The organism is Psychrobacter urativorans (assembly GCF_904846675.1).
Taxonomy (GTDB): domain Bacteria; phylum Pseudomonadota; class Gammaproteobacteria; order Pseudomonadales; family Moraxellaceae; genus Psychrobacter; species Psychrobacter urativorans_B.
This window is the reverse complement of the sequence record NZ_CAJHBT010000009.1, coordinates 79,946-94,531: the sequence shown is the minus strand read 5'-3', so window position 1 is coordinate 94,531 and position 14,586 is coordinate 79,946. Positions and strand designations below refer to the sequence as shown.

Below are 14,586 nucleotides of genomic sequence, written 5' to 3'. Positions count from 1 at the left end.
CTCTTTGTTGTGGTAAACAAGAGTTTAAGGCGTTGCTTATTTTTTTCAACTATTCCCTAATTCTATACAGACCCTAATAGTTATTTATACGGTGACATTATGAGTTCTTTAGAGCTAAAAGTTCCTCCTGTGCTACAAGTGCTGGTTATAGGTGCTGCGATGTATGGCGTATCCAAAACATCTCCAGCCTTAAAGTTTGCGCTTCCCGGTTCAGGTTGGTTAGGAGGCGGTCTTGCTATCATAGGTTTGGGTATTGGGGTAATGGGCGTCACTGAATTTAAGAAAGCCCAAACCACTGTGAATCCGCACACTCCTGAAAAGTCTGAGCATTTAGTAACCAGCGGAATCTATCAATACAGTCGCAATCCCATGTATGTAGGCTTGGTATTTATTTTGTTTGGCTGGGCGCTATACTTGTCTCACTTACTAGCGTTTGCTTTAATCCTCATTTTTATCAAATATATGAGTCGCTTTCAAATTCAGGCAGAAGAAAAGGTCATCACTAAAAAGTTTGGCGATGCATATCGAGCGTATCTAGCACGAGTACGTCGTTGGTTGTGAGGGCTAATAAGTTTGTTTAGATATTAAGAATTATTAGAGGATAAAAATGCAACTCGAAATCAACGTCATTGACGCTTTTACCGACACCCTTTTTAAAGGCAATTCAGCGGCTGTTATTATCACTGATAGCTGGTTGAGCGATGATTTGATGCAGTCTATTGCGATGGAAAACAACTTGTCTGAGACCGCTTTTTTAGTTGCCGATGAGTCAGATGTTTCAGATAACAAAGACCAGTCAGATGAAGTAGCTACTTATCATATCCGCTGGTTTTCACCACTGACTGAAATTGATTTTTGTGGTCATGCTACCCTAGCATCAGCTTTTGTTCTATTCAACAAGAACCCTAGTTTAACCACCATTAAGTTTTTAGCGAAAGCCGTCGGTACTTTGTCAGTCATACAAACGGACTCAGGCAAAATTCAAATGAATTTTCCCAATACTAAGCCTGAGAAGGTTGACAGTATTCCTGAGAGTTTATTAGCGGGCTTATCCATCGCTCCCGTCGAAGTCTATCGTAATGCGCAAGCCTATTTTGTCATTTATGATTCTGAGTCTGACGTGTTGTCAGTAGACCGTGATAATGAAGTACTTGAGCAGCTTGCACCTTTGGATGTGGTGGTAACCTGTAAGGCTCAATCAGAAAACTTTAATAAATACGATTTTATCTCTAGATATTTTTGGCCAGCGAATGGCGGCGGTGAAGATCCAGTGACCGGTTCAATTCATACAGGGCTTGCGCCATTGTGGGCCGAGCGTTTGGGTAACAATGAGTTGTTGGCTTATCAAGCATCAAGTCGCGGCGGGATACTCGATTGCGTCGTTGTAAATGATAGAGTGCTTATTTCCGGTAATGCGGTGCAATATCTCACAGGATTTATTACGGTTTAAGATTATAAATATCTATTTTTTAAAGATTGCTGTTATGTATTATAGAAGCCTTACTGAAGGAGTAAGTTGTTTTGCCTGAATTAAAGACTATTGGCCTTTTTATTCTTACGGCGCTGGCAGAGATTATCGGTTGCTATTTACCTTATCTTTGGCTACGAGAAGGCAAAACAATCTGGCTTCTTGTTCCAGGTATACTTAGTTTGATGGCTTTTGTATGGCTGTTGACCCTGCATCCCACTGCTGTAGGGAGAGTCTATGCGGCTTATGGCGGGGTGTATATTGCGATGGCAATTCTGTGGTTATGGACTGTTAATGGCATTCGGCCAACGATATGGGATGTAGTAGGGTCTGCGGTGGCGCTGTTAGGGATGGCTATTATTATGTTTGCGCCACGCAGTAGCTAGGTTATTAGTCCCAGCTCATTGGTCGAAGCCTATCAATTAAAAAATGCTAATTTAACCATTATGTTTGATTAGCATATTTATGCATTTAATATTAATGTTTTCCTAGGATGCTATTGTCATCTTTCTTCGATTTTTTAGCCGCTTTTTTCTCTTTTGCCGTTAATAATGGCTTCTTTTTTACATTCTTTTTACTGTCTTGACCTTTACTCATGATGCTGTCCTTTTATGTGAGATGTTAATAAGTATTAAAATCAGTATAGCCCTAAGGCTCAGCAGTAGATAGCTACTGCCCGCTAAATTGACGATAGCGTTGATAAGCGCTTACTTACGGATACATGATGATTTGCTATAATGAGGGCAACGAGCTGAACGTTAAGTTTGGCTATCGCTATTGTTGTTTATAATCGTTCCTCCTATTCAGTGCTATGTCGCACAATGATGCTCACTATTTTGGTTAATTAATTATTATGCGTATCCGTAAACTTTTTAAATTTGAAAACGCTCATATCGTCCGCAACTGTAGCTCTGAGCGCTGCAAACATTCTATTCATGGTCACAGCTATCAGATTGAGCTGATTCTTGAGGCGCAGCGCCTCGATCACGGGCAGATGGTTTATGATTTTGGGCTGTTAAAGTCTTCTATTAAAGATATTATTGACAGCTTTGATCATGCTATCTGCTTTTGGAGTCAAGACGACCCTGAATATATCGCTGCTTGTAAGAAGTTCAGTGCACGCTGGATAAGCTTGCCGGTCTCACCATCGGCTGAGCAGTTCTCTCGTGTGATATTCTTTTGGGCGCAACAGATTCTACAGCAAACCCAAATGCAAAATGGCGAAGCCGATGTCGCTGTCTATTCTGTAATTGCTCATGAAACTGCGACGGGTTATGCGCAGTGTTTTGCTGAGGACGTAGCCAATGAACAAATGGGTAAGCTAGAACTTGATGCCTTTGAATTTAGCTCGCAAGTTAGTAGTGAGTGGGATGACCCAGAGCTGTATGCTAAGTTGATTCGTGGTGAGCGCTTTATTAATCCAACTGTGACTATGCAGGTACAGCCTGATGTTTAATAGCAATAATGTTGATAATGAGCTTTCCAAAATTAATCAGAAGTCGGTAACCGTAACGCTGCATTCTGAAACAGATACTCAGGCTTTAGCTGAGCGATTAGCCAAGCTGCCGCTATCCGGTAGCGTATGGCTGGCAGGTGACTTAGGTGCCGGAAAAACCACTTTAACCCGCTATTGGCTACAAGCACTTGGTCATGTTGGCGCGGTGAAGAGTCCAACTTATACTTTAGTGGAGCCTTATAGTATCCAGCACAGTGATGGCACAGTTAAGCTGGTTTATCACGCTGACTTATATCGCCTGCAAGATCCAGAGGAGCTGTCTTTTATTGGCTTCGATGAGTATTTAGATGAGCCCGATGCGCTGGTAATTATTGAATGGGCAAGTCGTGCCGACAGTTATTTACCGCCGCCGACATTATTTATTGACATCATTCAAGGTAAAAATATTCAAGGTGACATTATCCAAAGTGACAATGGCCAAGTTAATAAAGAAATACGGCAAGTTGAGTTGCGCTTATCAAAAGTAGGGCAAGCGCACGGCTTAGATTTATCAACGCTAAAGGCTTAACTACTCAATAAGGGTTTAATTTTTTGCTAAAGATCATATCTAAAAATTATTGGTTTTTCAAAATATATGACTTTATATAATGCTAAATAAAAATGTTAGATAAAACTGCCAATACTCGTATCACGAAACTATCACCGCTGCTCATTAATCAATTGGCAGCGGGTGAGGTCGTAACGCGTCCGTCAGCTGTGGTAAAAGAGATGCTCGAGAATGCGATTGATGCTGGCGCGACCAATATTGAGGTGCACATTACCCAAGGTGGGATGGGCATGATCAAGGTGGTAGATAATGGGGTAGGTATTCACCCTGACGATATGGTGATGGCAATTACTCGTCATGCGACCAGTAAAGTTGCCGATATTGCTAATTTGCAGGGCATTACTACCTTAGGCTTTCGCGGTGAAGCGCTGGCAGCAACGGCAGCCGTTGCGCGTTTGACCCTTACTAGTAGTCATGATGACAGCGGCATTGGTCGTCAGCTGCAAGTCGCTGGCGTGTTAGCCGATGAGGCTAAGCTAATTCCTATTGTGCATAATCGCGGCACCACCGTTACGGTAAAGGATCTCTATTTTAACGTGCCCGCCCGCCGTGGTAATCTGAAGTCTATTGCTACCGAGTTTAATCATATTGAAACCATTGTTCGAGAAGTTGCGCTCGCACGTGCTGATGTGACGCTCAGTCTTTTTCATGATGGTAAAAGACGTTTATTATTATCAACAAGTTCCAGTGAAAATCTCGCGCTCAAAAATAATAACAAACGCTTACCGTTATCCCGACTTGAACAAGCGCTTGGGTCACCTTTGTCTGATAATGCCGTTGAAATAAGAGTAGATTTATCAAGTCTATTACAGCAATCAGCGATGTCAGCAACAGCTGGAGTGAATGAAAATATTGCTAAACAAATAACAGACAAGCAAGCGACTATCGGTGGTTGGTTGTGGCCTATGCATGATGACCAGCAGGCGTTACCGAAGCTATTATATGTTAATGGACGGCTGGTTAAAGAGCTGATAATTAGCAATCAGCTACGGCAACTGGCAACCAGTGCTCAGCTCAATGGGCTTGGTTATGCGCTATATTTTGAGCTACCGAGCAATTGGTTAAATATCAATGTCCATCCGACTAAGCAGCGGATAAAAATTAGCCCGTTGAATAATATCATGGCGCACTTGAGTCATACTATTGCTCTTAAGCTTAAAAGCGTCAGTATTCCTAAAGAGCTAGCCACAACTCATGTAGAAAGGATATCAGATAACGAGAAGCCACTTAGGGATATGCTACCTAAAGATGAGCTATTTGAATACCTGCCAATTAAAACCAGCTCTCTACGTCAGCAAGTGCAGGCACCAAAGCAGCCATATCAACTCTCAGCAACGCAACCGCCATCACGAAAAATATCAGCTTATAGTACTAAAAAGACAGCGGAACATCAGCAACTAGATGCGTTTAATTTAGTGGTTTCTTCTTTACCGCAGTGCTTAGCTGTTGTCAATAATTTGCCTGACAGTGATAAGGCGGTTAGTGATAAAGCAGTCGCCTCTGCTAGAAGCGCTGACGCTAATTTACCAGTATTACCTTGGTTATTGTTTCATGCTCAAGGACAATATTTGCTAATAAATTCCCAGGTATGGCAGCAAGGCTTACAAGATATTGCTGATAACCAAGTAAGCGTGCAGTCTCTCATTTCAGGCAGTATGTTGGACTGTGAGCTATTTGTTTCAGATAACGGTACAGCTAGTGCCGCGTCCATTGATAAGCAATTAGCGATAGTTAGAGGTCAGTTATCCGCACAAGACTTAGAGAAGTTTACGTTAGCTTTTACGAAGATGTTAAGTATGAAAGCTTTTAAAACCATAACTACTGAGCAATTAATAACACTAATGCTGTCTTCTTAGCCCATATAAAGACCATAATTTTTTGACTCAAATTAAACATATTAAAGCTAACTATAAGAATGAGTCACATAACAAGCCATCTATATAACCAGTAAGAGAAAATCTATGCCCCTGTCATCTGAGTCATTAACTGATAATAGTGTGGTGTGTTTAATGGCACCAACTGCCAGCGGTAAAACTGCGCTGGCTTATGAGCTCTATGACAGCGGACGCTATGAGCTAGTTTCAGTAGACTCAGCGCTGATTTATCGTGATATGAATATCGGTACTGCTAAGCCAACGGCTACTGAGCTTGAACGTTATCCGCATCATCTTGTCGATATTATTGATCCGACGCAAAGCTATAGCGTGGCTGAATTTGTTACTGATGTAGCAAAGCTTATTGATCGCTGCCATCAAAACGGCAAAATACCGCTACTGGTCGGCGGAACCATGATGTATTACATGGCGCTACTTGATGGCTTATCACCGGTACCGGATAGCAATGATGAGGTACGCCAGCAGGTTGAGGAGTGGCGACTAACTGAGGGTATTAGCACGCTGTACGATTATCTTGGCAATGTAGACCCTATTAGCCATCAACGACTGAAACCAGCAGACACTCAGCGTATCACTCGGGCAGTTGAGGTATATCTGCAAACTGATATGCCGCTCAGCGAATGGCAGCGTCAGCCTAAGCAGGCATTGGCACATAATCCTGCCCAGCGCTGGCACGCGCTAGCAGTGATGCCGGATCGTCCATGGTTACATGAACGTATTGCCCAGCGTTTGGATATCATGTGGAATGAGGGGTTGGTTGCCGAAGTGATGGACCTACTTATGCGCTATCCGCTGACGCCAAATATGCCTGCTATGCGCTGCGTTGGTTATCGGCAAGTATTAGAATATCTTGTTCACACTCAGCATCCGATATTCGAGGCGCCGCATTTGGATAAGGCACAGTTTTATGCCGTTTTTTCTCAACCTAATGAGACCAGTTCTTGTCAAACCAGCCAAAATAATACATCACGAAAGACCGCATCTACGTTTAAGCCTAACAATGAGACCAACACTGAGCATCAGGCGCTTGCTTGTCATCAAATGCAAAATAAGGCATTATATGCCACAAGGCAGCTGGCAAAACGTCAGTACACCTGGCTACGTAAGCTGACCCAACTGTCGAATGATGACTCAGATACGTCGATCTCATCTGAGTCATCCAGTCATACGAATAACAATATGATGATACAATCATTCATCACGATGGCGCAGGCAGGTGATTATTTGCGAATATAATTAGTTATAGGTAACGGTAAGCAGCTATCTATCGGACAATTAATAGATATTTTAAACAATAGCTTATTAGTTGCTGGTTTATATAAATGTTAACTTTATATAGATAATAACTGAGGTTCACAGTAAGTTTCTGCGTTAAAGATAATAGAAAAATAACTGACAATAAGTATCAAAGCCTAATTGTGATAGCTGTTATAATATTAAAATAATTCAAGCGGTCGTTTGAAAAGGTTATGAGCTATCATAAAACTAATAATTATTATTAAAATCATCTTAGAAACAGCCAGTTACATAATTTTCTAAAAAATTATTATAGTAACGATAAAGTAGAATTAATTAATAAGAGTGAGTGCTTGTTTAGATATGTTTCATAAATAAAAATTATTATTATATCTGACCATAACCATTATAATTGAACCAACACTCATAATATAACTATATACACTATTTAGGAGAGATTTCATGTCAAAAGGACAAACCCTACAAGATCCGTTCTTGAACTCGTTGCGTAAAGATCGCATTCCTGTGTCTATTTTTTTAGTTAATGGTATCAAGCTACAAGGTCAAATTGAATCATTTGATCAGTACGTGGTATTACTCAAAAACACCGTAAGCCAGATGGTCTATAAACATGCCATCTCAACTGTCGTACCAGCGCGTAATCCGCGTGTTAGCGGTACAACTGCGGCACCGGGCCAAATACAAGGCAGTACTTCAAGTTACCAAGGTGGCGGTTTTGAGCGTGGTAGTAATCCCAGCAATACGGGCAGCGGTTTTGAAGAGCGCGGCTTTGCGTCTAACCGCAGCAGTTTTAATCGTGGTGGTTTCGGTCAAGGTCAGGGCCAAGAGCACAGCTTTGAGCGGGGTAACTTTGGTCAAGAACGCAATTTTGAGCGTGGCGGATTTGGTCAGGACCGTGGTTTTGAAGGCCCAACAGACAACACTGACTCTCAAGATAAAGCAGATAATAATAGTGATAACAGTAATAACGATAGCTAAAGAATGTTAATGATAGCGGATAATATTTTTAAATAACGTTTTCTATCTTGTGTAATAGATGCTATCTAGACGTCGGTCATTACAAACTGGCTGTTATAAATGAGTTATTACAAGAAGACCTGCTACCACAGTGGGTCTTTTTGATTTGTGAGTAACTGAAACTGAAGGTTTTACTGTTTTGACTATCTTTTTTGATAGCACTGCCAGTAATTGTGATAGACATTGGTGTGTATAATGCGTTCACAAAGTATTGTGAGTTAGTTAATAGATGGGCTGAATAGATAGGATTGTGCGCTATATTATTAATATTGAGCATAATATAGTAAAATAGCTATAGTAAATTAAACACAATAAAATACGTTATCAATTAATAATAAGTTCAATAATAAATGTCGAGCCCGCCTATGAATAATAATCCGCGTAGTCTAACCCATGAACAATTTATCAGTACTGCCATTGACGCTATTAATACTGAAAAAGCAGCGTTGGCATTATTGACTGAGCAGATAGATGATCGATTTGCTCAGGCTTGCGATATTATTTTGGCTTGCAAGGGTCGGGTAGTCGTGACCGGAATGGGTAAGTCGGGACTAATCGGGCGTAAAATAGCGGCGACGTTTGCTTCTACCGGTACACCGTCATTCTTTATGCATCCAGGCGAGGCCGGTCATGGTGACTTAGGTATGCTGGTAGCAGGCGATGTGCTGCTGGCCATTTCAAACTCCGGCGAGTCCGATGAGATTAGGATGCTATTACCAGTGGTCAAGCGCTTGGGCATTCCACTGATTAGCATCAGCCGTGATAAGCGTGGTATGTTACCGCGTGCTGCTGATATCATATTGACCTTAGGCCAGTTTGAGGAAGCGTGCCCATTAAAGTTGGCACCGACTTCTAGTACCACTGCGACTTTAGCGCTTGGTGATGCGCTAGCCGTAGCCTTGCTACATGCGCGTAATTTTACCTCAGAGGATTTTGCGTTATCGCATCCTGCCGGAGCGCTTGGACGTCAGCTATTGACACGGGTTGAGGATTTGATGCATACCCTCTCAGAGAATCTACCTGTGGTCAATCAGCAAGCACCGCTACACAAAGCCTTGTTTACCATGACCAACGGGCGCTTGGGCATGACCGTAGTGATTGATGATGAGCAAAAAGTGGTTGGGGTCTTTACAGATGGTGATTTGCGTCGTGGTTTAGAGAAGCGTATTGATCTAGCGACACCGATGGGTAAGATAATGACCAGCAATCCGCGTCACATCAGCAAAACCATGCGTGCCTCAGATGCGCTAAGTGTGATGAACGAAAACGCGATCAGTCAGCTACTGGTGATGGATGAGCACGAACATTTAGAGGCGATTATCACTGTGCATGATTTACTGAATGCTGGGGTTAAATAAGCGGCGTAGCTGTTTATCTTTCAATCTTTTTATATCTTGATAATGTTATATTTTAAGACGGTTGTATTCTCATACTATAATACAGTTAATAAAATAATATAATTAATAAGAGACACATAATGCAAGACTTAATCAAAAAAGCCGGTCAAGTACAGCTCTTAGTGTTGGATGTCGATGGTATTTTGTCTAATGGTCAGATTATTTATGATGCCAATGGTGTTGAGACCAAAGCCTTTTCGGTACAAGATGGTGTGGGGGTTAAATCGTTAGCGCGTTACGGTATTTCGACCGCTATTATTACTGGTCGTAGTAGCCCTATGGTTAATAAACGTGCCGCTGAGATGGGTGTTGATTATGTCATACAAGGCCGTGATGATAAGCTGATCGCTTTAAATGAGTTGCTATCCACCCTTACTATTACGGCGGCTGACTGCGCTTATATGGGCGATGATTTGCCTGATATTAAAGCCATGCAAACCGTAGGCTTTGCTGCGACTGTACCTAATGCTCACTCAGAAGTCATTAAACGTTGCGATATGGTCACTACTCGTGCTGGCGGTTATGGCGCGGTGCGCGAAATATGTGACCTTATTCTAAAAGGTCACGGTCATTATAAAGACTTTATTGGCCACTATACGCTAGACATGCTAGATGATAATCAGGATGATTTGTCGTGAATACCCGTATTCTAATCGTCTTAGCATTAATTATTGCCGGTATTGCTGGCTGGTTCTTTCAGCAACAAGGTGATATAGCGCCGCCTGTTAGTATAGGAGCCTCAGACGTCGACTATGAAGCGACTGATATCAAGGCGGTACAGACCAATGAGCAAGGTGATACTGAGTATGAGCTTAACGCCGATTCGCTCACTCATAATCCAGTCACTAACCAAGATGAGATGTCAGGCATTACTATGAATTGGGAACCCTCAGACGAGCAGCGCTACCGAATTCAGGCCGGTAGTGCGGCTATTAATCAACAAACAGGTGAATTGCGTTTATCAGGCGGCTTTACTTTAATCAGTGAGGAAAAGGCGGATGCCGATATAGCGCCAATTAAAGTGATTGGTCAAACTCTTAAAGGCAATACCAAATCACGGCAAGTCTACAGTGATGAGCCCGTTAAAGTCGAGCAAGGAATGAACCGCTTTCAAGCATCCAGTATGAAAGCCAATTTGGAGACCGGTGAGTATGAATTTGGGCAAGTGGCTGTCAGCTTCACACCCGCCGAACGTAAAGATAAAGCGTTGTTTTAGTTGTTGTAAATTAAGCCATTATAACTGGGGCTTTGATTAATATTTATATGCTGCGCTTAATAATGATTTGTCTGACCTTATTATCTACTAATTATCACAAGAGTAATTATTTATGAAATTCGACTTTTTGCCTGCTATGCGCTCACTATCCACGCGCCGCATTCAAGTGCCGCATTATTTGCGCACAGTGTCGACGGTCATGCTGCTGGCATTACCGCTCTATAGTCATGCGTTGCCGTCAGATGCTAACCAATCTATTAAACTATTGGCAGATAAGGCAACCTATAGCGAGCGTACGGGCGTGACTAGCTATTCTGGCAATGTCATTATTACCCAAGGGTCGCTAAAACTGACTGCTGATAACATTACAGTGAATCTGTCCCAAGAGCGTAGCATTAATTCAGCGGTAGCAACGGGTCGTCCAGCGACGATGCAACAGATTGTCACCCAAGAAAAGGGTCTAGCAAAGGGACAAGCCAATAAGATTGACTATAATGCTGTGACCGGAATTGTCACCTTGACAGGCAATGCTAGATTGGTACAAAACGGCGCGAGTTTCGCTGGTAATGTCATTCGTTATAGCTTAAAAGCAGGTGACGTGGAAGCGACCGCTGGTGGTAATCAGCGCGTTGAGTTGGTATTCCCGCCCAATAATAATGCCAGTCAGCGCGGCATTCGGTAAATAATATCTTAATACTATTAGTCCGTTTATCAGTCCGTCACGTTTTCTAGTTGGATTTTGAGCCAATATCAAATTTTGTAATAGCATGAGTATGGTATGAGTGATAATAGTAATCTTAATAGCAGCGACAACAAGAATATAAGCAATACTGACGGTAAGCAGTCACCATCGCTAGTCTCTAACGCGCCGAAGTACGTGACGTTTCAAAGTGCGTCAAAGAAGTCAAATGTATTAAAAGAATCAAATACATCGAGCGAGTCAGATGCGTCAAGCACATCAAGTACTGAGCCAGTAGTGGCGCGCTTGGTCATGCGAAATTTGGGTAAACGCTATAGTAAGCGTTGGGTCGTCAAAGACGTCTCCTTCTCTGTCGAGCAAGGGCAAGTAGTGGGGCTGTTAGGTCCTAACGGTGCTGGCAAGACCACTAGCTTCTATATGGTGGTGGGTCTGGTCAATATGGACAAAGGCCGTGTCACTTTAGGCAAAATGGACCTATCAAAATATGCCATGCATGAGCGCGCGCGCGCTGGTATTGGCTATTTGCCGCAAGAAGCTTCTATTTTTCGTAAGCTGTCTATTGAGGACAATATCTTAGCTATTTTGCAAACCCGTAAAGATTTATCTGCCAGCGAGCAGCGCCAAGAGCTTGAAAAACTGATTGGTGAGTTCCATTTAGAACATGTTCGTCGGTCGCTAGGTATGGGTGTTTCAGGCGGTGAGCGCCGCCGTTGTGAGATTGCCCGCGCTTTAGCAGCCAATCCTAAGTTTATCTTATTAGATGAGCCTTTTGCTGGTGTTGATCCGATCTCTGTCGGTGATATTAAAGAGGTCATTTTAACCTTAAAAAATCGCGGCATTGGGGTGTTAATCACTGACCATAACGTTCGTGATACGCTAGCCATTTGCGAAAAAGCGTATATCGTCTCAGAAGGCGCTATTATCGCTGAGGGTACACCACAAGATGTTTTAGACAATGAATTGGTGAAAAGTGTTTATTTGGGTAAGGATTTTCAAGCATAAATGGCTAGTCTATTGTTAATATTCCTAGCCCTCTTGTGTGTTTTTCATTACTTAATCCTTATTGAAGCTAAGCACTTTGTTCATTAATCATTCTTTTTTCACAAGTTCGCATGTCTTGTCATATATACCATCGTCAACGTGAGTTGCCCTACATAAATTAAATCACCCCTATTTACATTCATACTCACACAAGCATGAACCAAAAACTTAATCTATAAGTTAACTTACTGTCCATAAAACAGTGACAGACGTGTCTAAAAAATTCGTATTATTATTTATAATTTATGACTAACCTATAATAGTTTATATTACTTATTATTAATTTTGATCTATAACCTGAATAAGGCTCGTATTTCATGGCAAAAAATAAAAGTAGCTATGTCTGCCAACATTGTGGCGCGCATTTTGGTAAATGGGTAGGGCAGTGCGCTGATTGTGGCGAATGGAACACCTTAGTCGAAGCCCCCAACGTCAGCATGCCGCATCATAATAAGAGTGCGCCCAAACCTCATGCCAGTCGCGCTGCGCCACGTAGTGCTAATGGTGGTGCGCCGACAGGTAACTATTCAGGAACGCACAGTGCGGTCATGCCACTTAATGCGGTCAGTGTGACCTTAGATGCGCGCATGCCGACAGGTATCAGCGAGTTTGATCGAGTATTAGGCGGTGGGTTGGTAGCTGGTTCTGTGGTACTAATCGGCGGCGACCCTGGTATCGGCAAGTCAACCATCTTGCTACAGACAGCCACTAATATGGCGCGTGCTGATTCATTGGCCGGTAGTGCCCTGTATGTGACCGGTGAAGAGTCCTTAGCGCAGGTTGCCATGCGTGCTAAGCGTTTAGATTTACCGGCGGATCGTTTGCGAGTATTGGCTGAGACCAATGTTGAAACTATTTGTGCGGCATTGACGCAAGAGCAGCCAGCCATCGCTATCATTGATTCGATTCAGACCATCTATACCGATGCGATTAATTCTGCACCGGGCGGAGTCAGTCAAATTCGTGAATCAGCAGCTATCTTAACCCGTTATGCCAAGCAAACTGGTACCGCACTATTTTTGGTCGGTCATGTAACTAAAGAGGGTACACTGGCAGGGCCACGAGTCCTCGAGCATATGGTAGATACGGTATTGTACTTTGAAGGCCAGTCTGACTCACGCTTCCGGATGATTCGGGCGGTCAAAAACCGTTTTGGTGCAGTCAACGAGCTGGGTATTTTTGGTATGACCGATATGGGGCTCAAAGAAGTTGCTAATCCTTCCGCTATATTCTTGAGTCGTTATGACAAGCCAGTAGCAGGATCAGTCGTAATGGTGAGCCGTGAAGGTACGCGTCCACTATTGGTTGAGGTGCAAGCATTGGTTGATGATTCTCAAGGCCAGCCAAGACGTATGGCACTTGGGCTTGATTTTCAGCGTTTGTCCATGCTCCTTGCAGTGATGCATCGCCATGGCGGTATCCATACCAGCGGTCAGGACGTTTATGTAAACGTCGTTGGTGGGGTAAAAGTGATGGAGACGGGTTCAGATTTAGCCGTATTATTAGCTTGTGCCTCCAGTATTAAAGAGAAGCCTCTACCATCGGCGCTAGCCGTATTTGGCGAAGTGGGCTTATCAGGTGAGATTCGTCCGGTACCTAACGGTCAAGAGCGTTTAAAAGAGGCAATGAAGCACGGATTTACTCATGCTATCGTGCCTAAGTCTAATGCACCTGCTGATAATAATGTGCAATTTAAGAATATCACCATCATTGCCGTAGAGCGATTAGATGATGCTATTCAAAGAGCGTTTGAGTTATAGCAGTCATAAACCAGTACTAGCAGTCAAAAATGAGAGCAATAAAAAGCGCCTTGCTACTATTTAGCAAGGCGCTTTTTTAGATTTTTAATTTATGTTTTTAGTAAACTCTAAAACAAATATACTTTTAAAACTATGGCCCTGAAACACGTTCAATTGAGACGTTACCAACACCTTCAGCCGTCATACCTAATTGCTTAGCAGCACCATAAGAGAGATCTAATACACGATTACCTGAGAACGGGCCACGGTCATTCACTTTTACTACTACCGATTTGCCATTGTTTTTATTGGTAACTTTAACATAACAGTTCAAAGGCAGTGAACGATGAGCAGCGGTTAAGCCGTTCATATCAAAGGTATCACCACTGGCAGTTTTGCGACCATGGAACTTACGACCATACCAAGAAGCGAGGCCAGTTTGTTTGAATTTGCTCACGGAATTAGAGGCTACAGCTGTTAAGCGCTCTAATACGTCTTCGTCATTAGATAGTTGGCTGGTATTATTGGCGAGCAATGAGCTGTTAAGCGCTAACGATGTCGGCTGCCGCGCAGATTTAACTAAGCTTGATGCATTATCATGCTGACGTGTAAGCTCACCGAGCACACGATCTATATGGGAGGCGTTATCTTGAGACAAAATCGCAAGGGTGGTTTTTGCTTCTGCTGCATGTGCACTGGAGGCCATTGCAGAGCCTGCAAATAAACACATTGACATTGTAAGTAAACCAGATAAACGCTTATTCATAAATACCTCTATACTTATACCTTAAAA

General features: G+C 42.7%; 15 protein-coding genes. 14 read left to right on the top strand and 1 reads right to left on the bottom strand.

Features of this window, described 5'->3' with window-relative positions:
* Positions 1–99: 99 nt before the first annotated feature.
* The 14 genes from JMY06_RS06230 (at position 100) to radA (ending at position 13,814) form a co-directional block, all read left to right on the top strand.
* On the top strand, positions 100–561 hold the full coding sequence (locus JMY06_RS06230; RefSeq protein WP_201617216.1) for a methyltransferase family protein: 462 nt from the start codon (positions 100–102) through the stop codon (positions 559–561).
* A 46-nt stretch (positions 562–607) separates the two neighbouring features.
* Positions 608–1,450, top strand: coding sequence for a PhzF family phenazine biosynthesis protein (locus JMY06_RS06225; RefSeq protein ID WP_201617214.1), 843 nt, complete (start codon positions 608–610; stop codon positions 1,448–1,450).
* A 71-nt stretch (positions 1,451–1,521) separates the two neighbouring features.
* Positions 1,522–1,854, top strand: a complete 333-nt coding sequence (locus tag JMY06_RS06220; RefSeq protein WP_201525959.1) for a YnfA family protein — start codon at positions 1,522–1,524, stop codon at positions 1,852–1,854.
* A 467-nt stretch (positions 1,855–2,321) separates the two neighbouring features.
* Complete coding sequence (locus JMY06_RS06215; protein WP_201525960.1) at positions 2,322–2,924, top strand: 6-pyruvoyl trahydropterin synthase family protein; 603 nt, start codon at positions 2,322–2,324, stop codon at positions 2,922–2,924.
* Positions 2,917–3,492 carry a tRNA (adenosine(37)-N6)-threonylcarbamoyltransferase complex ATPase subunit type 1 TsaE gene (gene tsaE, locus JMY06_RS06210; RefSeq protein ID WP_201617212.1) on the top strand — a complete coding sequence of 192 codons (576 nt, stop codon included), beginning with the start codon at positions 2,917–2,919 and terminating at the stop codon, positions 3,490–3,492. The genes JMY06_RS06215 and tsaE overlap by 8 nt, the downstream gene beginning before the upstream one ends.
* Before the next feature lie 92 nt (positions 3,493–3,584).
* The gene (mutL, locus tag JMY06_RS06205) at positions 3,585–5,387 is read left to right on the top strand and encodes a DNA mismatch repair endonuclease MutL (RefSeq protein WP_201617204.1); all 1,803 of its coding nucleotides are present in this window, start codon (positions 3,585–3,587) and stop codon (positions 5,385–5,387) included.
* Positions 5,388–5,492: 105 nt separating this feature from the next.
* Positions 5,493–6,662: a tRNA (adenosine(37)-N6)-dimethylallyltransferase MiaA gene (gene miaA / locus JMY06_RS06200; protein ID WP_201617202.1), complete on the top strand. Its 1,170-nt coding sequence runs from the start codon at positions 5,493–5,495 to the stop codon at positions 6,660–6,662.
* A gap of 462 nt (positions 6,663–7,124) precedes the next feature.
* Entirely contained in the window at positions 7,125–7,661 is a 537-nt protein-coding gene (gene hfq, locus JMY06_RS06195; protein ID WP_201525964.1) for an RNA chaperone Hfq, read from the top strand.
* A 404-nt stretch (positions 7,662–8,065) separates the two neighbouring features.
* Positions 8,066–9,058: a KpsF/GutQ family sugar-phosphate isomerase gene (locus JMY06_RS06190; protein WP_201525965.1), complete on the top strand. Its 993-nt coding sequence runs from the start codon at positions 8,066–8,068 to the stop codon at positions 9,056–9,058.
* Between the two features lie 119 nt (positions 9,059–9,177).
* Positions 9,178–9,735 carry a KdsC family phosphatase gene (locus tag JMY06_RS06185; RefSeq protein ID WP_201617200.1) on the top strand — a complete coding sequence of 186 codons (558 nt, stop codon included), beginning with the start codon at positions 9,178–9,180 and terminating at the stop codon, positions 9,733–9,735.
* Positions 9,732–10,313: an LPS export ABC transporter periplasmic protein LptC gene (gene lptC, locus JMY06_RS06180; protein WP_201617198.1), complete on the top strand. Its 582-nt coding sequence runs from the start codon at positions 9,732–9,734 to the stop codon at positions 10,311–10,313. The genes JMY06_RS06185 and lptC overlap by 4 nt, the downstream gene beginning before the upstream one ends.
* A gap of 199 nt (positions 10,314–10,512) precedes the next feature.
* Entirely contained in the window at positions 10,513–10,995 is a 483-nt protein-coding gene (gene lptA / locus JMY06_RS06175; protein WP_227672210.1) for a lipopolysaccharide transport periplasmic protein LptA, read from the top strand.
* 309 nt (positions 10,996–11,304) lie between these two features.
* Entirely contained in the window at positions 11,305–12,015 is a 711-nt protein-coding gene (gene lptB / locus JMY06_RS06170; RefSeq protein ID WP_201617224.1) for an LPS export ABC transporter ATP-binding protein, read from the top strand.
* Positions 12,016–12,371: 356 nt separating this feature from the next.
* The gene (radA, locus tag JMY06_RS06165) at positions 12,372–13,814 is read left to right on the top strand and encodes a DNA repair protein RadA (protein ID WP_201617194.1); all 1,443 of its coding nucleotides are present in this window, start codon (positions 12,372–12,374) and stop codon (positions 13,812–13,814) included.
* A 130-nt stretch (positions 13,815–13,944) separates the two neighbouring features.
* Here the strand turns inward: radA and JMY06_RS06160 are convergent, their stop codons facing one another.
* Complete coding sequence (locus JMY06_RS06160) at positions 13,945–14,559, bottom strand: septal ring lytic transglycosylase RlpA family protein (protein ID WP_201525970.1); 615 nt, start codon at positions 14,557–14,559, stop codon at positions 13,945–13,947.
* Between the last annotated feature and the right edge of the window lie 27 nt (positions 14,560–14,586).

Coding starts and splice junctions, on each gene's coding strand:
- miaA (WP_201617202.1), top strand. CDS start 5,493: ATGCCCCTGTCATCTGAGTCATTAACTGATAATAGTGTGGTGTGTTTA.
- mutL (WP_201617204.1), top strand. CDS start 3,585: ATGTTAGATAAAACTGCCAATACTCGTATCACGAAACTATCACCGCTG.
- tsaE (WP_201617212.1), top strand. CDS start 2,917: ATGTTTAATAGCAATAATGTTGATAATGAGCTTTCCAAAATTAATCAG.
- JMY06_RS06185 (WP_201617200.1), top strand. CDS start 9,178: ATGCAAGACTTAATCAAAAAAGCCGGTCAAGTACAGCTCTTAGTGTTG.
- JMY06_RS06225 (WP_201617214.1), top strand. CDS start 608: ATGCAACTCGAAATCAACGTCATTGACGCTTTTACCGACACCCTTTTT.
- hfq (WP_201525964.1), top strand. CDS start 7,125: ATGTCAAAAGGACAAACCCTACAAGATCCGTTCTTGAACTCGTTGCGT.
- JMY06_RS06215 (WP_201525960.1), top strand. CDS start 2,322: ATGCGTATCCGTAAACTTTTTAAATTTGAAAACGCTCATATCGTCCGC.
- radA (WP_201617194.1), top strand. CDS start 12,372: ATGGCAAAAAATAAAAGTAGCTATGTCTGCCAACATTGTGGCGCGCAT.
- JMY06_RS06230 (WP_201617216.1), top strand. CDS start 100: ATGAGTTCTTTAGAGCTAAAAGTTCCTCCTGTGCTACAAGTGCTGGTT.
- lptB (WP_201617224.1), top strand. CDS start 11,305: ATGCGAAATTTGGGTAAACGCTATAGTAAGCGTTGGGTCGTCAAAGAC.
- JMY06_RS06190 (WP_201525965.1), top strand. CDS start 8,066: ATGAATAATAATCCGCGTAGTCTAACCCATGAACAATTTATCAGTACT.
- JMY06_RS06160 (WP_201525970.1), bottom strand. CDS start 14,559: ATGAATAAGCGTTTATCTGGTTTACTTACAATGTCAATGTGTTTATTT.
- lptA (WP_227672210.1), top strand. CDS start 10,513: ATGCTGCTGGCATTACCGCTCTATAGTCATGCGTTGCCGTCAGATGCT.